Origin of the sequence: Stenotrophomonas terrae (assembly GCF_039674165.1) — a bacterium.
GTDB classification, from domain to species: domain Bacteria; phylum Pseudomonadota; class Gammaproteobacteria; order Xanthomonadales; family Xanthomonadaceae; genus Stenotrophomonas; species Stenotrophomonas terrae_A.
Window position 1 is genome coordinate 111,990 of the sequence record NZ_JBDJMY010000008.1, and the last position, 18,565, is coordinate 130,554.

The 18,565-nt window shown below is 62.4% G+C and carries 18 protein-coding genes and 1 tRNA gene; all 19 read right to left on the reverse strand.

Going from position 1 to position 18,565, the window contains the following annotated elements; translation table 11 throughout:
* Positions 1-28 precede the first annotated feature (28 nt).
* Positions 29-1,540 carry an NADH-quinone oxidoreductase subunit M gene (locus ABE493_RS05760; protein ID WP_346497994.1) on the reverse strand — a complete coding sequence of 504 codons (1,512 nt, stop codon included), beginning with the start codon at positions 1,538-1,540 and terminating at the stop codon, positions 29-31.
* 19 nt (positions 1,541-1,559) lie between these two features.
* Complete coding sequence (gene nuoL, locus ABE493_RS05765) at positions 1,560-3,674, reverse strand: NADH-quinone oxidoreductase subunit L (protein WP_346497995.1); 2,115 nt, start codon at positions 3,672-3,674, stop codon at positions 1,560-1,562.
* Between the two features lie 7 nt (positions 3,675-3,681).
* On the reverse strand, positions 3,682-3,987 hold the full coding sequence (gene nuoK, locus ABE493_RS05770; RefSeq protein WP_054656949.1) for an NADH-quinone oxidoreductase subunit NuoK: 306 nt from the start codon (positions 3,985-3,987) through the stop codon (positions 3,682-3,684).
* Positions 3,984-4,637, reverse strand: a complete 654-nt coding sequence (locus ABE493_RS05775) for an NADH-quinone oxidoreductase subunit J (RefSeq protein ID WP_346497996.1) — start codon at positions 4,635-4,637, stop codon at positions 3,984-3,986. Before ABE493_RS05775 ends, nuoK begins: the two co-directional genes overlap by 4 nt.
* A gap of 9 nt (positions 4,638-4,646) precedes the next feature.
* Positions 4,647-5,135, reverse strand: coding sequence for an NADH-quinone oxidoreductase subunit NuoI (nuoI, locus tag ABE493_RS05780; protein ID WP_057626697.1), 489 nt, complete (start codon positions 5,133-5,135; stop codon positions 4,647-4,649).
* 3 nt (positions 5,136-5,138) lie between these two features.
* The gene (nuoH, locus tag ABE493_RS05785) at positions 5,139-6,233 is read right to left on the reverse strand and encodes an NADH-quinone oxidoreductase subunit NuoH (protein ID WP_282268407.1); all 1,095 of its coding nucleotides are present in this window, start codon (positions 6,231-6,233) and stop codon (positions 5,139-5,141) included.
* Complete coding sequence (gene nuoG, locus ABE493_RS05790) at positions 6,230-8,464, reverse strand: NADH-quinone oxidoreductase subunit NuoG (protein WP_346497997.1); 2,235 nt, start codon at positions 8,462-8,464, stop codon at positions 6,230-6,232. The genes nuoH and nuoG overlap by 4 nt, the downstream gene beginning before the upstream one ends.
* Positions 8,461-9,798, reverse strand: coding sequence for an NADH-quinone oxidoreductase subunit NuoF (nuoF, locus tag ABE493_RS05795; RefSeq protein WP_346497998.1), 1,338 nt, complete (start codon positions 9,796-9,798; stop codon positions 8,461-8,463). The genes nuoG and nuoF overlap by 4 nt, the downstream gene beginning before the upstream one ends.
* 3 nt (positions 9,799-9,801) lie before the next feature.
* On the reverse strand, positions 9,802-10,329 hold the full coding sequence (nuoE, locus tag ABE493_RS05800) for an NADH-quinone oxidoreductase subunit NuoE (protein WP_057626701.1): 528 nt from the start codon (positions 10,327-10,329) through the stop codon (positions 9,802-9,804).
* A gap of 91 nt (positions 10,330-10,420) precedes the next feature.
* A complete protein-coding gene (locus ABE493_RS05805) occupies positions 10,421-11,650 on the reverse strand; it encodes an NADH-quinone oxidoreductase subunit D (protein ID WP_346498010.1) in 1,230 nt (409 codons plus the stop codon).
* 89 nt (positions 11,651-11,739) lie between these two features.
* On the reverse strand, positions 11,740-12,492 hold the full coding sequence (locus tag ABE493_RS05810; RefSeq protein ID WP_346497999.1) for an NADH-quinone oxidoreductase subunit C: 753 nt from the start codon (positions 12,490-12,492) through the stop codon (positions 11,740-11,742).
* Between the two features lie 32 nt (positions 12,493-12,524).
* Positions 12,525-13,079, reverse strand: a complete 555-nt coding sequence (locus ABE493_RS05815; RefSeq protein WP_017354657.1) for a NuoB/complex I 20 kDa subunit family protein — start codon at positions 13,077-13,079, stop codon at positions 12,525-12,527.
* Complete coding sequence (locus ABE493_RS05820; protein WP_057626704.1) at positions 13,070-13,426, reverse strand: NADH-quinone oxidoreductase subunit A; 357 nt, start codon at positions 13,424-13,426, stop codon at positions 13,070-13,072. The genes ABE493_RS05815 and ABE493_RS05820 overlap by 10 nt, the downstream gene beginning before the upstream one ends.
* A gap of 112 nt (positions 13,427-13,538) precedes the next feature.
* Positions 13,539-13,623: transfer RNA gene (locus tag ABE493_RS05825), tRNA-Leu, on the reverse strand.
* Positions 13,624-13,671: 48 nt separating this feature from the next.
* Positions 13,672-14,118 (reverse strand): preprotein translocase subunit SecG, encoded by a 447-nt coding sequence (secG, locus tag ABE493_RS05830; protein WP_346498000.1) that lies wholly within the window; start codon positions 14,116-14,118, stop codon positions 13,672-13,674.
* Between the two features lie 27 nt (positions 14,119-14,145).
* Complete coding sequence (gene tpiA / locus ABE493_RS05835; protein ID WP_346498001.1) at positions 14,146-14,901, reverse strand: triose-phosphate isomerase; 756 nt, start codon at positions 14,899-14,901, stop codon at positions 14,146-14,148.
* Between the two features lie 161 nt (positions 14,902-15,062).
* On the reverse strand, positions 15,063-16,001 hold the full coding sequence (locus tag ABE493_RS05840) for an isopenicillin N synthase family dioxygenase (RefSeq protein WP_346498002.1): 939 nt from the start codon (positions 15,999-16,001) through the stop codon (positions 15,063-15,065).
* A 74-nt stretch (positions 16,002-16,075) separates the two neighbouring features.
* Complete coding sequence (glmM, locus tag ABE493_RS05845; RefSeq protein ID WP_346498003.1) at positions 16,076-17,434, reverse strand: phosphoglucosamine mutase; 1,359 nt, start codon at positions 17,432-17,434, stop codon at positions 16,076-16,078.
* Positions 17,434-18,315, reverse strand: a complete 882-nt coding sequence (gene accD / locus ABE493_RS05850; RefSeq protein WP_346498004.1) for an acetyl-CoA carboxylase, carboxyltransferase subunit beta — start codon at positions 18,313-18,315, stop codon at positions 17,434-17,436. The genes glmM and accD overlap by 1 nt, the downstream gene beginning before the upstream one ends.
* Positions 18,316-18,565 lie beyond the last annotated feature (250 nt).

Below are 18,565 nucleotides of genomic sequence, written 5' to 3' on the forward strand. Positions count from 1 at the left end.
CCTGGAATCAATACTCTCGACGGGCCGCTTACAGCAGCTTGCTCGATGCGATCTGCATCGCCAGCTTGGCGATGGACGGCTCCATCAGCTCGGTCAGCGGCAGCGGGTAGAAGCCCAGCACCAAGGTGCCTACAGCAAATACGCCCATTACCAGCCATTCGCGACCGTTCATATCCTTCAGCTCGGCGACGTGGGCATTGCCCACCTCACCGAAGAACACACGCTTGTACAGCCACAGCGAATACGCCGCGCCGATGATCAAGGTGGAGGCAGCACCCAGCGCAACCAGCGGATTCCACTGGAACGCAGCCAACACGACCATGAACTCGCCGACGAAGCCACTGGTGCCCGGCAGGCCGGAGTTGGCCATGAAGAACAGCAGTGCAAACGCGGAGAACCACGGCATCACATTGACCACACCGCCGTAATCGGCGATGCGACGGCTGTGCATGCGGTCATACAGCACGCCCACGCAGGAGAACATCGCGCCGGACACGAAGCCGTGCGACACCATCTGCACCATCGCGCCCTGCAGGCCCAGGCGGGCCGCATCGGGGTTGCCGGCGTCACGCACCAGCCACAACGCGGTGAAGGTGCCCAGGGTCACGAAGCCCATGTGTGCGACCGACGAATAAGCGATGAGCTTCTTCATGTCGTCCTGCACCAGCGCCACCAGACCGACGTAGATCACCGCCACCAGCGACAGCGCGATCACCAGCCATGCCCACTCGTGGCTGGCATCGGGCACGATCGGCAGGTTGAAGCGCAGGAAGCCGTAGCCACCAATCTTCAGTGCGATCGCCGCCAGGATCACCGAACCGGCGGTCGGCGCTTCAACGTGCGCATCCGGCAGCCAGGTGTGTACCGGGAACATCGGCACCTTGACCGCGAAGGCGATCAGGAACGCGAAGAATATCCAGGTCTGCTCCTTGGCCGACAGCTGCAGCTGATACAGGTCGGCCAGCTGGAAGCTGCCGCCCTTCAGGTACAGGTAGATCAGCGCCACCAGCATCAGCACCGAGCCGAGGAAGGTGTACAGGAAGAACTTCATCGCCGCGTAGATACGCCGCGGACCGCCCCAGACGCCGATGATCAGGAACATCGGGATCAGCATGGCTTCGAAGAACACGTAGAACAGCATCGCGTCGGTCGCGGCGAAGATGCCGACCGTCACGCCTTCCAGTACCAGGAAGGCGGCCACGTACTGATTGACGCGCTTGTCGACCACGCCCCAGGCGCCGATCAGTGCCAGCACGCCGATCAGCGTGGTCAGCAGGATCAGGGCGATGGCGATACCGTCAACGGCCAGGTTGTAGCCGATCTTGAAGGCCGGGATCCACGGATGCCGTTCGACGAACTGCATCACCTCGGCGGCGCCGCGGTCGTAACCGCTGAGCAAGCCAAGACTGATCAGGAAGGTGAGCAGTGCCACCGCCAGGGATGCCCAACGGGCAGCCTGGGCGTTGCGCACAGCGAGGATCAACGCACCGCCGATGATCGGCAGCCAGATGAGAATACTAAGTAGAGGCCAGTTCGACACGTCTTCTATTCCGTACAGGTCAACGCCAGAAATGCATCAGTACGCCCAACAGGGCAATAAGACCGATGATCATCGCGAACGCGTAGTGGTAGAGGAAACCGGATTGGGTGCGGCGCAACAGGTTGGCAGCCAGGTCGACCAGACGCGCCGAACCATTGACCATCACCCCATCAACGACCGTGCTATCAACGGCACGGGCGGCCTTGCCGAGCTGCACACCACCGCCGGCAAAGCCGTCGATCCAGAGCTTGTCGAAGCCGTACTTGTTTTCCAGCACCGAAACCACCGGTGCCAGGGTCTTGCGAGCTTGTCCTGCCAGTTCCGGCTTCCAGATGTAGAACACCCAGGCCAGCGCGAAACCTGCAACCGTCAGCCAGAACGCCGGCATCTGCATGCCGTGTACCGCATAGGCCACCGAACCGTGCCAGAACTCCTTGCCAACTTCGGCAATGGTATCGCGTGCCGGGTTGTAGAAATCGACGATGCCGGTGAAGAACGACATGGTCTGGCCCGGGATGCCAGCGGCAGCATGGTGGCCATCCCAACCGGTACCGAACAGCATCGGACCGATGGTGAAGAAGCCGATCAGGATGGACGGGATCGCCAGCAGCACCAGCGGAACCGTCACCACCAAGGGCGATTCGTGCGGCACGTGCACGCCATGACCATGGTGGTCATCGTGGCCGTGGGCATGATCACCGTGATGGTCATCATGCGCGTCGCGGAAGCGCTCCTTGCCGAAGAAGGTCAGGAACAGCAGGCGGAAGCTGTAGAAGCTGGTGACGATCACGCCACCGAGCACCGCCCAGTAACCGTAAAGGGCAACCCAGCCAGCCTCGGCAGCATGCGCATGCATCGCGGCCGCTTCGATGATGGTGTCCTTGGAGTAGAAACCAGAGAAGAACGGCGTACCCACCAGGGCCAGCGTACCGATCCACATGGTGATGTGGGTAACCGGCATGTATTTGCGCAGGCCGCCCATCTTCATCATGTTCTGCTCATGGTGCATGCCCATGATCACCGAACCGGCACCGAGGAACAGCAGCGCCTTGAAGAAGGCGTGGGTCATCAGGTGGAACACGGCGCCCGAGTAGGCCGACACGCCGAGTGCAACCGTCATGTAGCCCAGCTGCGACAGCGTCGAGTAAGCAACCACGCGCTTGATATCGGTCTGCACGATGCCGATCAGGCCGGTGAAGAAGGCCGTGGTCGCACCGATGAACAGGATGAAGTCCAGCGCGGTCTGCGACAGCTCGAACAGCGGCGACATGCGGGTGACCATGAAGATACCCGCGGTAACCATGGTCGCAGCGTGGATCAGCGCCGAGATCGGGGTCGGGCCTTCCATCGAGTCCGGCAGCCACACGTGCAGCGGCACCTGCGCCGACTTGCCCATCGCACCGATGAACAGACAGATGCAGATGATGGTGGCAACACTCCACTGGTGGTCGCCGATCAGCTGCACCATCGCGTGGCCGGTGATATCGGTGCCCAGCACGGTGCCCGCATTGGCGAACACGGTGGCGTAGTCCAGCGAGCCGAAGGCCCACAGGATGCCGGCGATGCCGAGCAGGAAGCCGAAGTCACCCACGCGGTTGACCAGGAACGCCTTCATGTTGGCGAAGATCGCGGTCGGGCGCTTGAAGTAGAAACCGATCAGCAGGTACGACACCAGGCCCACCGCTTCCCAGCCGAAGAACAGCTGCAGGAAGTTGTTGCTCATCACCAGGGTGAGCATCGAGAAGGTGAACAGCGAGATGTAGCTGAAGAAACGCTGGTAGCCGTCGTCTTCGGACATGTAGCCGATCGAGTAGATGTGGACCAGCAGCGACACGAAGGTCACCACCACCATCATCATCGCGGTCAGGCGATCGACCATGAAGCCGACGTGTGCCGCGTACTGGCCCACTTCGAAGAAGGTGTAGATGTTCTGGTTGAACGGCTGCGCCCCACCCCACAACAGCTGGGAGAAGATATAAGCCGACAGGCCGAAGCTGACCGCCACGCCCAGAATGGTGATGTATTGGGCGCCCTTGCGCCCCACCTGACGACCGAACAGGCCGGCGATGATGCTGCCGAACAGCGGTGCCAGCACCACTGCAATCAACAGACTCTTGGAGAGAGTGATTTCCATCTTCGGATCAGCCCTTCAGCGAATCGACTTCGCCCACGTTGATGGTGTGGCGAGTACGGAACAAGGTCACCAGGATCGCGAGGCCGATTGCAGCTTCGGCTGCGGCCACGGTCAGGATGAAGAACACGAACAGCTGACCGGCGGTGTCGCCCAGCTCACGCGAGAAGGCAATGAAGTTGATGTTCACCGACAGCAGCATCAGTTCGATCGACATCAACAGCACGATGATGTTCTTCCGGTTGAGGAAGATGCCGGCAACGGAGATGCAGAACATCACCGCGCCCAACGCGAGCATATGGCCCAGAGAAATCATGGCTTGGCCTCCTCGCCACCGTCATGTTGCGTATCAACCTGCACCGCCGGCTTTTCGGCGGCCATCTTGACCATGCGCAGGCGGTCTTTTGCCTTGGTCATGGTCTGCTCGGTCGGGTTCTGCGTCTTCAGGCCTTCACGGCGGCGCAGGGTCAGCATCACTGCTGCCACCACGGCCACGGTCAGGATCACGGCGGCGAACTCGAACGGGAGCAGGTATTCGGTGAACAGGCTGCGTGCCAGCCAGGTGATGTTGGACGTATCCGCGGCAACCGCAGCGGCGTTGTCCACCGGGAACGGTGCGGTGCGCGCCTTGATGCCGATCAGGGTCAGCATCTGCACCAGCATCACCACCGCGACCACCAGGCCGACCGGCAGGTAACGTACCCAGCCTTCACGCAGATTGGTGGTGTCGATGTCCAGCATCATCACCACGAACAGGAACAACACCATCACCGCGCCGACGTAGACCAGCACCAGGGTGACACCGAGGAACTCGGCGCCCACCAGCAGCCATACGCAGGCAATGGAGAAGAACGTCAGGATCAAGCACAACACGGCATACACCGGGTTGCGCACGCTGATCACCGCTGCCGCGGAAATGCCGGCAATGATGGAGAAGAACCAGAAAGCAATATTTACCCAATCCATCTCAAGACCTCAGCGGAAGGCGGCGTCGGCGGCGCGGCGCTCGGCGATTTCGGCTTCAAGCCGGTCGCCAAGTGCCAGCAGCTGCGGCTTGGTGATGATGTTCTCGCCACGCTTCTCGAAGTGGTACTCGAGAATGTGGGTCTCGACGATCGAGTCCACCGGGCAGCTTTCTTCGCAGAAGCCGCAGAAGATGCACTTGAACAGATCGATTTCGTAACGCGTGGTACGGCGGGTGCCGTCTTCGCGCTTGGCCGAGTCGATGGTGATGGCCAGTGCCGGGCATACCGCTTCGCACAGTTTGCAGGCGATGCAGCGCTCTTCACCGTTGGGGTAACGGCGCAGGGCGTGCAGGCCACGGAAGCGCGGCGACTGCGGGAACTTCTCCATCGGGTACATCACGGTGTACTTGGGCTTGAACGCGTATTTCAGCGTCAGCCACAGGCCGCCGAGCAACTCGAGGAGCAGCAGGCTTTTGAAATAGTGGGTGATCTTATTCATGAATCAAACGCCCTTCTGGATCACGCCGTAGAACACCATCAGTGCCGTCACCGCGATCCAGAAAATGGTCAACGGGATGAACACCTTCCAGCCCAGACGCATGATCTGGTCATAACGGAAGCGCGGGAAGCTGGCACGGAACCAGATGTACGCACTGGCGAAGAACAGCACCTTGAGCAGCAGCCACGGCCAACCGCCGGTCCAGATCCAGTTGATCCACGGCGAAATGTCTGCCGTGATCCAGCCCTGGAGCGGGCTCAGCCAGCCACCGAGGAAGAAGATCGAGATCAGGAAGCTGACCAGGATCATGTTGGCGTACTCGGCCAGGAAGAACAGCGCGAACGCACCGCCGGAGTACTCCACCATGTGGCCGGCAACGATTTCCGACTCGCCTTCAACCACGTCGAACGGCGCGCGGTTGGTTTCGGCAACGCCGGACACCCAATACACGACGAACAGCGGGAACAGCGGCAGCAGGAACCAGTCGAACAGACCCGAGTTACCCTTCTGCGCCAACACGATGTCGGTCAGGTTCAGGCTGCCGGCGGCGATCATCACGCCAACCAGCGCGAAGCCCATCGCGATTTCGTAGCTGACAACCTGTGCGGCCGAACGCATCGCACCGAGGAAGGCGTACTTGGAGTTGGAGGCCCAACCAGCCAGGATCACGCCGTACACACCCAGCGAGGTCATCGCCAGCAGGTACAGCAGACCAACGTTGGCGTTGGACAGCACCAGCTTGTAGTCGAATGGAACCACCGCCCACGCCGCGAACGACGGAGCCAGCACGATCAGCGGCGCGATGATGTACATCGCCTTGTGTGCACTGGCCGGAGCGATGATTTCCTTGAACAGCAGCTTGGTGACGTCGGCGAAGGCCTGCAACAGGCCGCCCAGACCGACATACATCGGCCCGTGGCGCACATGCATCCAACCAATCAGCTTGCGCTCCCACAACACGTAGAAGGCAACCGAAATGATCACCGGCATGGCGATCAGCAGGATCTTGATCACCGTCCACAGCACGATGCCGATGTCACCCAGCGACATGAACCACTGGAACAAGGGGTCGATCGCGTTTAACAGCAACTCGTTCATGCAGCCACCACCGTTACACGTGCGGCACCCAGCGGCGCGGTTGCGCCGTGGCCCGATTCAATCCACACCGTGCCAGCAGCGACGCGGGCGTCAACCACAACCGACAGCGTGGCACGACCAGCGTCGGTGCCGACCTTGGCCATCTGGCCCTCGGTCAGCTGCAGACGCGCGGCGTCGTCGGCATTGAGCACGATGCGCGGCTCATTGTTGAGCGGATGCGACTGCAGCGCCTGCGCACGACGCACGACGGCGTCGGTGCGGTAGATCGCCGGGGTCGAGGCCACTTCAAAGCCCTCGCCTGCAACCTGCGGCTGTGCCGAAGCGGCAACCTTGACCGACACCGGCTGCAAGCCGGCACGCAGGCCTGCCAGATCGGTGAAGCCGAAACCGGCCAGCTGCATGTCACCACCCAGCGCACGCAGCACGCGCCAGCCCTCGCGGGCCTCGCCTTGCAGCTTGCCACCGGCGCGGGCGACCTGGTCGCGACCGTCCAGATTGGTGAGCGTGCCGTCGATTTCCGGCAGCGCGCCAATCGGCAGAATCACATCGGCCACATCGCGGGTCGAGGTGCAGGCGTACTGGCTGAACGCGACAACCTTGGCACCGGCGAGCGCCTTGCGGGCGGCGGCGGTATCGGCGAAATCCAGACCCGGCTCGATGCCGTACAGGGCATAGGCCTTGCGCGGCTGTGCCAGCATCGCATTGATGTCCTTGCCGGCCGGCAGTACACCGACGCGGACCAGACCCAGTGCGTTGGCACCCTGCGGGATACGGCACAGCTTGGCGCCGGTCGCCGCGGCAAATGCGCTGGCGGCCGAACGGATCGCAGCAGCCTGTGGATGATTTTCAGCAATCGCACCGACGATGATGACGGTGTTGTTGCCGCCCTTCACCGCGTCGACCAGCTGCGCATTGCCCAGCGCTTCAACGAACTGCGACGGTGCAACGATCTGCTTGCCGGCCAGCTTGAACGCGAAGTCGAAGTCCACCGGGTTGATCGCGTGGATCTTGGCACCGTTGGTGGTCTGCGCCTTGCGCAGGCGAGCGTGCAGCAGCGGCAGCTCGTGGCGGATATTGCTACCCAGCACGACGATCTGATCAGCGTGTTCAATCTCGGCCAGCGACATGCCGAACACTTCGGCAACCGGAGCATCGGAGAAGTCACGGTTGTTGATGCGGTGGTCGATGTTGTTCGAACCCAGGCCAGTGGCCAGGCGGGCCAGCAATGCGCCCTCCTCGTTCGACGTTGCCGGGTGCACCAGCACGCCGAGCTCGTCGCCACGGTTGGCTTCGAAAATTTCGCGGGCAGCGGCCAGGCCTTCAGCCCAGCTCACTTCCTTCCACTCGCCATTGACCTTCTGCAGCGGCTTGACCGCGCGGTCGGCCGAATACAGGCCCTGATGCGAATAACGATCGCGATCGGACAGCCAGCACTCGTTGACCAGCTCGTTGTCACGCGGCACGGCGCGCAGCACTTCGCCGCGGCGCACGTGCAGGAACAGGTTCGAACCCATCGCGTCGTGGTAACCCAGCGACTCGCGTGCGGTCAGTTCCCACGGGCGTGCCTTGAACTGGAACACCTTGTTGGTCAGCGCGCCGACCGGACACACGTCGATGACGTTGCCGGACAGCTCGGTGGTCAGCGGCTTGCCGTCGTAGGTGCCGATCTGCAGGTTTTCACCACGCGACATGCCACCCAGTTCATAGGTGCCGGCCACTTCCGCGGTGAAGCGCACGCAACGGGTGCACTGGATGCAGCGGGTCATCTCGGTGGCGACCAGCGGCCCCATGTCCTCGTCGACCACAACGCGCTTGCGCTCGTTGAAGCGGCTGACCGAACGGCCGTAGCCCAGCGATACGTCCTGCAGCTCGCACTCGCCGCCCTGGTCGCAGATCGGGCAGTCCAGCGGATGGTTGATGAGCAGGAACTCCATCACCGAACGCTGGTACTTGAGCGCCTTCTCGTTGCGGGTCTGGATCTTCATGCCATCCATGACCGGGGTTGCGCAGGCCGGCGACGGCTTGGGCGACTTTTCAACGTCGACCAGGCACATGCGGCAGTTTGCGGCGATCGGCAGCTTCTCGTGGTAGCAGAAGCGCGGAATCGGAATGCCAGCCTTGTCGGCGGCCTGGATGATCATCGAACCCTTGGGTACGACCAGCGTCTGACCATCGATATCGATGGTCACATGATCCGGCGGTACATTGGGATTTACCGGTTGCGCGCTCATGCGGCAGCAGTCTCCACCTTCTTGCCGTCAACCATCGAATGACCGTTGACGATGTAGTACTCGAATTCGTTCCAGAACTGGCGCAGGAAGCCTTGGATCGGCCACGCTGCCGCCTCACCGAACGCACAGATGGTGTGGCCTTCAATCTGACCGGCAACCGTCTTCAACTGGTGCAGGTCTTCCATCGTGGCCTGGCCGGCGACGATGCGCTCCAGCACACGGTGCATCCAGCCGGTACCTTCGCGGCACGGGGTGCACTGGCCACAGGATTCCTTGTGGAAGAACTGGCTGATGCGGCAGGCGAACTTGACGCAGCAGACGCTGTCATCCAGCACCACGATGGCACCCGACCCCAGGCCCGAGCCCAGTGCACGGATGGTGTCGTAGTCCATCGGCAGACCCTTGAGTTCCGCAGCGGTCAGCACCGGCATCGACACGCCGCCCGGGATCGCGCCCTTCAGGGTGCGGCCCGGACGCAGACCACCGGCCATTGCCAGCAGGTCGTCGAACGTGGTGCCCAGCGGCACTTCGAAGTTGCCTCCGTTGGCCACGCAACCGGAGACCGAGAAGCACTTCGGGCCACCGTTGTTGGTCAGGCTCAGATTCTTGAACCACTCCGCGCCGTTGCGGATGATCGCCGGCACCGAGGCATAGGTCTCGGTGTTGTTGATCGTGGTCGGCTTTCCGTACAGGCCGAAATTGGCCGGGAACGGCGGCTTGAAACGCGGCTGACCCTTCTTGCCTTCCAGCGATTCCATCAGCGCGGTTTCTTCGCCGCAGATGTAGGCACCGGCGCCAAGCGCGCCATAGATATCGATATCGCAACCGCTGCCCAGCACGTTCTTGCCCAGCCAACCGTGCTTATAGGCATCGGCCAGAGCCTGCTCGAAATGCTCGAACGGCTCGTGGTGGAACTCACCGCGCAGGTAGTTGTAGGCCGCAGTCGAACCAGTGGCGTAGCAGGCGATGGCCATGCCCTCCACCACCGAGTGCGGGTTGTAACGCAGGATGTCGCGGTCCTTGCAGGTGCCCGGCTCGGATTCATCCGAGTTGCACAGGATGTACTTCTGCACATCGCCCTTGGGCATGAAGGACCACTTCAAACCGGTCGGAAAGCCCGCGCCGCCACGACCGCGCAGGCCGGACTGCTTGACCATTTCGATGACGTCGGCCGGCGCGATCTTCTCTTCGAGGATCTTGCGCAGCGCGGCGTAGCCACCGGTCTTCAGATAGCTTTCATACGACCACGGAGTGTCGTAATGCAGCGTGGTGTAAACCACGTTGTGCGGAAGCGGAGCCGGTCCGACCGGGCCCTTGGATTCGTGGTGTGCCATGCCTTACTCCAGCCCGTCCAGCAGCGCGTCGACCTGGTCCAGCGTCAGGCGCTCGTGGTAATGGCCGTTGATGACCATCATCGGCGCGCCCGCGCAGCCAGCCAGGCACTCTTCCTCTTTCTTGAGGTAGACGCGGCCGTCAGCGGTGGATTCACCGTGCTTGATGCCCAGCTTCTTCTCGCAATGGCGGACGATGTCGTCGGCGCCGTTGAGCCAGCAGCTGACGTTTGTGCAGATGGCGACGTTGTTGCGGCCAACCTTCTCGGTCTCGAACATCGAGTAGAAGGTTGCCACCTCGTACGCCCACACAAACGGCAGGTCCAGGTACTTGGCAACCGCGGCGATCAAGTCGTCGCTCAGCCATCCCTGGTTCTGCTCCTGTGCGGCATGCAGACCCTGCAGCACCGCCGAACGCTTGCGCTCCGGCGGGAACTTGGAGAGCCAGTGATCGATGTGAGCACGCGTCTTGTCGCTCAACACCACCATCGGGTCGACGTTGCGCGCCGCCTCGAAATTACCCGTCGCCTTCATTGGCCGACCTCAACGAATACCAAATGCTGAAAAACCGATGCCTGCGGCGGCAGAACCGCGCAGGCAACGGACGATGTGTGATTGGCAGGCATTACCGGTCAACCTCGCCGAACACGAGGTCGTAGGTGCCGATCATCGCCACCACGTCGGCCAGCATGTGACCACGTACGACCGAATCGATCGAGGACAGGTGGGCAAAGCCCGGCGCGCGCAGGTGGGCGCGGAACGGCTTGTTGGCACCGTCGGACACCAGGTAGCAGCCGAACTCGCCCTTGGGCGCTTCAACCGCCGCGTAGGTTTCGCCGGCCGGCACGCAGTAGCCTTCACTGAACAGCTTGAAGTGATGGATCAGCGCTTCCATGTCGTCCTTCATCTCGGCGCGAGCCGGCGGAGCGACCTTGAAGTTCTTGACCATCACAGGGCCCGGGTTGGCCTTCAGCCAAGCCACGCACTGCTTGATGATGCGGTTGGATTCGCGCATCTCGGCAATACGCACCAGGTAACGGTCGTAGCAGTCGCCCTTGGTGCCCAACGGCAGGTCGAAATCGACCGCGTCGTACTTGGCGTACGGCTGCTTCTTGCGCAGATCCCAGGCAATACCCGAACCACGCAGCATTACACCGGTCATGCCCCAGGCCATTGCATGCTCCGGGGTGATCACGCCGATGCCAACGGTACGCTGCTTCCAGATACGGTTGTCGGTAAGCAGGGTTTCGTATTCGTCAACGCGACCCGGGAACTCATTGGTGAAGTTCTCCAGGAAGTCGAGCAGCGAGCCCTCGCGCGAAGCGTTCAGACGCTTCAGCGCATTGCCCTTGTGCCAACGCGACTCTTTGTACTTCGGCATGGTGTCCGGCAGATCGCGGTACACGCCGCCCGGACGGTAGTAAGCCGCGTGCATGCGCGCGCCGGAGACTGCTTCGTAGCAGTCCATCAGCTCTTCGCGTTCACGGAAGGCATACAGCATCACCGCCATCGCGCCCAGATCGAGCGCGTTGGAGCCCAGCCACATCAAGTGGTTCAGGACGCGGGTGACTTCGTCGAACATGGTGCGGATGTACTGCGCACGCTCCGGCACTTCGATACCCACCAGGGTTTCGATGGCGCGGACATAGGCGTGCTCGTTGCACATCATCGAGCAGTAATCCAGGCGATCCATGTAGCCGATCGACTGGTTGAACGGCTTGGACTCGGCCAGCTTCTCGGTCGCGCGGTGCAGCAGACCGATATGCGGATCGGCGCGCATGATGGTTTCGCCGTCCATTTCCAGGATCAGGCGCAGCACACCATGTGCGGCCGGATGCTGCGGGCCGAAGTTCATGGTGTAGTTGCGGATCTCCTGCCGGGCTTCGGCGGGATTGCTCGCAAAGGCCTGCGAAGCCTGGTGGAATTCTTTCTTTACGTCCGCACTCACTTGCTTGCCTCCGTCTGCGCGCGCTCGCCTTCAGCAGTCTGGAAACGGGCATCGTCGCGGATAACACGCGGCACGCCTACGCGCGGCTCGACCGAAGTCACCGGCTCGTAGACCACACGCTTCTTTTCTTCGTCGTAACGCACTTCGACGTTGCCGATCAGCGGGAAATCCTTGCGGAACGGATGGCCCACGAAACCGTAGTCGGTCAGGATGCGACGCAGGTCCGGGTGACCTTCGAAGATAACGCCGTACAGGTCGAATGCTTCGCGTTCGAACCAGTTCAGACCCGGATGGATGTCGGTCAGCGATGCCACCACCGGCAGCGATTCGCTGGGGGCGTAGCAACGGATACGCAGCATCTGGTTGTGCTGGTAGGAGCGCAGCTGCACCACCACCGCAAAGCGCTGCTTGGGCATTGCGTCCGGCTGCGCGCCTTCGGCGGTTTCGTGGCTGGGGAATTCACCCCAGGCGAAACGACCGGCGCCACTGCCCTCCACGCCGCGGCTGAAGCCGTGCGAGGAAACGTCCGAGGTATCCCACTCGTCGCTGCCATAACCAAGGTAGTCCACGCCGCACAGGTCGGTGGCGTGCTCGAAGCCGAGTTCGTCACGCAGCGCCAGAGCGGTTGCGTGCCAATCGGCAACAGCCACTTCCAGCGTTACTTCGCCGCGCGGTTCGACCACCACAACCTGCGCACCGGCAAAACGGGCGCGAAGTTTATCGATGAGAGAAGGTGCTTGCTGGGCCATGGGGGCTGGCGTGCTCTTGATTTGAAAGGGGATCAGCGTGCGATGGTCTGGGTTCGCCAGATCTTCTTCTGCAGCTGCAAAATGCCGTACACCAGCGCCTCGGCCGTCGGCGGGCAGCCCGGAACGTAGACGTCCACCGGCACCACACGATCACAACCGCGCACCACTGCATAGGAATAATGGTAATAACCGCCGCCATTGGCGCAGCTACCCATCGAGATGACCCACTTCGGGTCCGGCATCTGGTCGTAGACCTTGCGCAGCGCCGGGGCCATCTTGTTGACCAGCGTACCGGCCACGATCATCACGTCGGACTGTCGCGGCGAGGGACGGAACACCACACCGTAGCGGTCAAGGTCCAGACGCGCCGCACCGGCGTGCATCATTTCCACCGCACAGCAGGCCAGACCGAAGGTCATGGGCCACATCGAGCCGGTACGTGCCCAGTTCAGCAGCGCATCGACGCTGGTGGTCACATAGCCCTTCTCGAGCAGGGGGTTATCGCCTTCAGGCCGCAGAATGTCATCAACCCGCCCTTCCGGGACGGGGTTGTTCATCAGGCCGTCGAGAGTTTGGATCACTCCCATTCCAGCGCTCCCTTCTTCCACACGTAGATAAAGCCGAGGAACAGCATGCCCACGAACAGGCCCATGGTGACCAGCGAACGCGCGCCGAGCTCCATGAACACCTGGGTCCAGGGCACAATAAAGATGATTTCCAGGTCAAAGACGATGAACTGGATGGCGATCAGGTAGTAACGCACATCGAACTTCATGCGCGCGTTTTCGAACGCCTCGAAGCCACACTCATAGGCGGAGAGCTTCTCGGTGTCCGGCGAACGCGGAGCGAGGAACCGACCGATCAACATCAGCGTAACGCCGATGCCGGTGGCGACGATCAGAAACAGCAGAGACGGCAAATATTCGGCCAGCACAGCGATTCTCTCTTGCCTCTGCCCGGGACACCTGCGGGTGCCAAGGCATGGGGGATTGACGGGACTTGCCACGACGGGCTACTGCTGCAACCCGTGTACCCGCATAAAACAATGGTGCCCAAGAGGGGACTCGAACCCCTACGACTCTCGTCGCTACCACCTCAAGGTAGTGCGTCTACCAATTCCGCCACCTGGGCTTACGTCAGCGCTGCTGCTTCGCAGTGCGCCGCGTATTGTAACCGTCTTCAGTCTTTCTGTGCGGGTTCAACGGGCTTTTCTTCGCTCTTGGCGGGAATATTTTCCGCCGGAGCCGTTGCCTGCGGCACTTCACCCACAGCTGCGGCAGCCGGAGCTGCCGGCAGCGGCTGCAACTCACCAGCCGGCGCTGCCGGAGCCGTGGCCGGAGCCGCCGCTTCAACCGCACCCATCAGGCCCACGCCCTGGTCCGCAGGACGCGAACCGTGGCTGGCGTACCACGCCATGAACAAGCTGATGCCAAAAAACACCACGGCCAGCCATTTGGTGCTCTTGGACAGGAAGTTGGACGCGCCACGCGCGCCAAACACCGTACCCGACGCACCGGCACCAAAACCCGAACCTGCGGCAGCACCAGAGCCACGCTGCATCAGGATCAGCGCGATCATCGCGAGCGCCACCAGCACATAGACCACATTGAGGATCAACATCAGCATTTGAAATCCGTCCCGGACAATTACCCGTTAGCGACTGGCAGCTGCTCTCGCGATGGCCAGAAAATCAGCCGCCACCAGCGAAGCGCCACCTACCAGCCCGCCATCGACGTCAGGCTGTGAAAACAGCTCTGCAGCGTTGTCGGGCTTGACGCTGCCGCCATAAAGGATCGACAACGAATCGGCGATTCTAGCATCGCGCTCGGCCACTACGCCACGAATGAACGCATGCACGGCCTGCGCCTGCGCCGGCGTGGCGGTAAGACCGGTGCCAATCGCCCATACCGGCTCATACGCCACTACGGCTTTGGCGAAGGCCTGCACCCCGGCCAGATCCAACACCGGACCCAGCTGCGCGGCAATCACCGACTCGGTCTGCCCCGCCTCACGCTGCTCCAGCGTCTCACCAACACATAAGACTGGAATCAGGCCAGCATTGATCGCGGCAACGAACTTGCGCGCCACCAGCTCATTGCTCTCGTTATGGTACTGGCGGCGCTCCGAATGGCCGACCAGACCATGCGTAGCACCCACATCCACCAGCATGCTGGCCGAGACTTCGCCGGTATAGGCACCTTTCTCATTGCTGCTGACATCCTGCGCGCCAAAAGCCAGCGCCGTATCCTCGAAATCCTCGACCAGGTCACCCAGATACGGCAGCGGCGGCAGGATCACCACGCTCACGCCCGGCGCCGGCAAGCCGGCAGCCACCTGCCCCACCAGATCGGTGGCGAATTGACGGCTGCCATGCAGCTTCCAGTTACCTGCAACGATTTTTTGGCGCATTCAGGCGTAACTCCGGGGTAAAAAGTATCGGCAAAGGATAGCCGATATGCGGACATCGCCAGGACAAACGGCAGACAACGGGAGACAAGATGCAAAAACGCCGCCGGGCCTGGGCCACGGCGGCGTCATTGCGACAGCCAACACCTGGATGGTGCGGGCGATTACTTCAGCTTGATCTCACGCAGGCGCTCTTCCAGGAAGCCGTGGGCGGTAATCGCCTCCGGGTAGCGGCTGGGATTTTCCGCAGTGATGCACGAGGGCAGCACGTCGATCAGGAAATCCGGGTTCGGGTGCAGGAAGAACGGCACCGAATAACGCGGCTTGCGTGCCAGCTCACCCGGGGGATTGACCACGCGGTGGATGGTGGACGGGTACACGTGGTTGGTCAGGCGCTGCAGCATGTCACCGATGTTGACCACGATGGTGTCGGCGTCGGAGGTGAACGGCACCCACTCGCCTTCATGCGACTGTACTTCCAGGCCGGCGGCACTGGCACCGACCAGCAAGGTGATGAAATTGATGTCGCCATGGGCGCCGGCGCGCACATTGGGGATGTCATCGGTGGTGATCGGCGGGTAATGGATCGGGCGCAGGATCGAGTTGCCGTTGTTGGTCTTGTCGGCGAAATAGTCTTCCGGCAGGCCGATGTGCAGCGCCAGCGCCGACAGCACGCGCGAACCCAACTGGTCCAGCTTCTGGTAAAGGCCGTAACCGTGCTCCTTGAAGCCCGGCACTTCGCTCGGCCACAGGTTCGGCGGCATCACTTCACGATACTTGGAGTCGTCGCCGATCTCACGACCGACATGCCAGAACTCCTTCAGGTCGAAATGCTTGGAGCCCTTGGCCGTTTCCACACCGAACTGGGTATAGCCGCGCGCACCACCGCCACCGGCGATGTGGTACTGCTTCTTCACATCTTCCGGCAGCGCGAAGAACGCCTTGAACACGTCATACGCGGCGTCGATGTCCGCCTGCGGAATGCCGTGGTTGCGAATACCCGCAAAACCCCACTCACGATAAGCGGCGCCCAGCTCGGCCACGAAGGCCTCACGGTCGCTATCGAAACGGGTGATGTCGAGGGTGGGAATACGGGAACTCATACAACTACTCCAAGGAAGGGAACGGGACGCCGGCTATTGGAACCGACATCCCGGCAACACCACTATGATCCAGCTCAAACCTGTGCGGCAGCCGAACGAACCGCATCGGCCAGCGCTTCAAGGGTGGCGGCCATCAGCCCGGCCTCATCGGCCTCGACCGTGACCCGCACCACCGGCTCGGTACCCGAAGGACGCAGGAAGGCCCTGCCCCGCCCGGCCACCGCCGCCTGCGCGGCGGCCAGCGCAGCCTGTACCGGCGCACTGGCAACCACCTCGCGCGCGCCCGTTTCCAGACGCACATTGATGGTTTTCTGCGGCACCATCACCAGCCCCTGCAGCGCTTGGCGCAGATTCACACCGCCACGGCCCAGCACTTCCAGCACCTGCAAGGCACTGACGATGGCGTCACCGGTGGTTGCGCGGTCCAGGCACAGGATATGGCCGGAGGCTTCGCCACCAAGCACGCCATTGCCCTCGACCAGCGCCTGGTGCACATAGCGGTCACCGACATTGGCGCGGACGAACGGGATACCCAGGCGTTCAAGCGCCTGCTCCAACCCGTAGTTGGTCATCAAGGTGCCGACCATCGGCCCGCGCAGACGGCCATTGGCCTGCCACGCCTTGGCCAGCACGTACAGCAGGCCATCGCCGTCCACCGCCGCACCGGTGTCATCGACCATCAACACGCGGTCGCCATCACCATCGAAGGCGATGCCGATATCGGCGCCAACCTCGACCACTTTGCGCGACAGGCTTTCGATATGCATCGAGCCGACGCCATCATTGATATTGACGCCATTGGGCTCGGCGCCGATTGCAACCACCTCCGCACCCAGCTCGCGGAACAGCAGCGGCGCCACGTGATAGGTAGCCCCGTGTGCGCAATCGAGCACGACCTTGAGCCCGCGCAGGTAGAAATCACGCGGCACGCTGGCCTTGCAGAACTCGATGTAACGGCCCACCGCATCGCGGGCGCGCACCGCCTTGCCCAACTGCTCTGATTCCACCGTCGAGAACGGCTCATCCATCGCTGCTTCCAGCGCCAGTTCGGTGGCGTCGTCGAGCTTTTCGCCTTCGCCGGAGAAGAACTTGATGCCGTTGTCGTAATGCGGATTGTGCGAAGCACTGATCACGATGCCGGCATCGGCACCCAGCGTATGCGCAAGGAACGCCACCGCCGGGGTCGGCATCGGCCCGATCAGCTGCACGTTGGCACCGGCAGCAACCAGCCCCGCTTCCAACGCCGACTCGAACATATAGCCGGAGATGCGCGTGTCCTTGCCGATCACCACGGTCGGCTGTGCACCATTGCTGCGTGCAACCAGCACGCGGCCCAGCGCATTGCCGATGCGCAGTACGAAGTCAGCGGAAATGACGCCCTTGCCGACCCGGCCGCGGATGCCGTCGGTACCGAAATACTTGCGCGTACCCATCAGGCAGCCGCGTCCTCGTGCTGCGGCTGACGCCCCAGCATGGCCAGCAGGTCGGCCAGGCGATCACGCATTTCGCGGCGATCGCAGATCTGGTCGATGGCACCGTGCTCGAGCAGGAACTCCGAGCGCTGGAAGCCTTCGGGCAGCTTTTCGCGCACGGTCTGCTCGATCACGCGCGGGCCGGCAAAGCCGATCAGCGCCTGCGGCTCGGCGATGTTGATGTCGCCCAGCATCGCGAACGACGCCGATACGCCACCGGTGGTCGGATGGGTAAGCACCGAGATGTACGGCAGACCGGCATCACGCAGCTTGCCGAGCGCGGCCGAGGTCTTGGCCATCTGCATCAGCGAGAACAGGCCTTCCTGCATGCGCGCACCGCCGGAGGCGGAGAAGCAGACGTAGGGCGCGCCGATTTCCAGTGCGGTTTCCGCGGCCAGCGCGAAACGCTCACCGACCACCGACCCCATCGAGCCGCCCATGAAGGCGAAATCAAACGAGGACGCTACCAGCGGGCGGCCCTTCAACAGGCCGCGCATGGCCACCAGCGCGTCGTACTCGCCGGTGTTCTTCTGGCTGGCCTTGATGCGCTCGACGTATTTCTTCTGGTCCTTGAACTTGAGCACGTCGGTCGGCCCAAGGCGGGCGGCGATCTCGCTGGTGCTGTCAGCATCAAACAACGAGGCCAGGCGCGCACGCGCGCGGATGGCCATGTGGTGCCCACACTTCGGGCAGACCTCAAGGTTTTCTTCCAGCTCCGGGCGGTACAGGGCCGCGCCGCAGCTTGAGCATTTTTCCCACAGCCCCTCAGGGACGCTGCGTTTTTTGGAGGGCGTGTTGTCGGTACGGATGCCGGACGGCATCAACTTGCTGAGCCAACTCATGCGGGATGACAATTCCGTTCAGGGCGGCCTTGCGGCCACGACAGGGCTCACAGTCTAGCTCACCACTGCGACCAAGGCGCAGCACTGTATGTGGCGGAATCCCTACTGCCGCGTATGTTTGGCGACACAATGCCGGGATCCTGTAGTGCCGAGCCATGCTCGGCAAGGGGCCCGGATTCCTGTATTGCCGAGCCATGCTCGGCAAGGGGGCTGGATTTCTGTAGTGCCGAGCCATGCTCGGCAAGAGGCG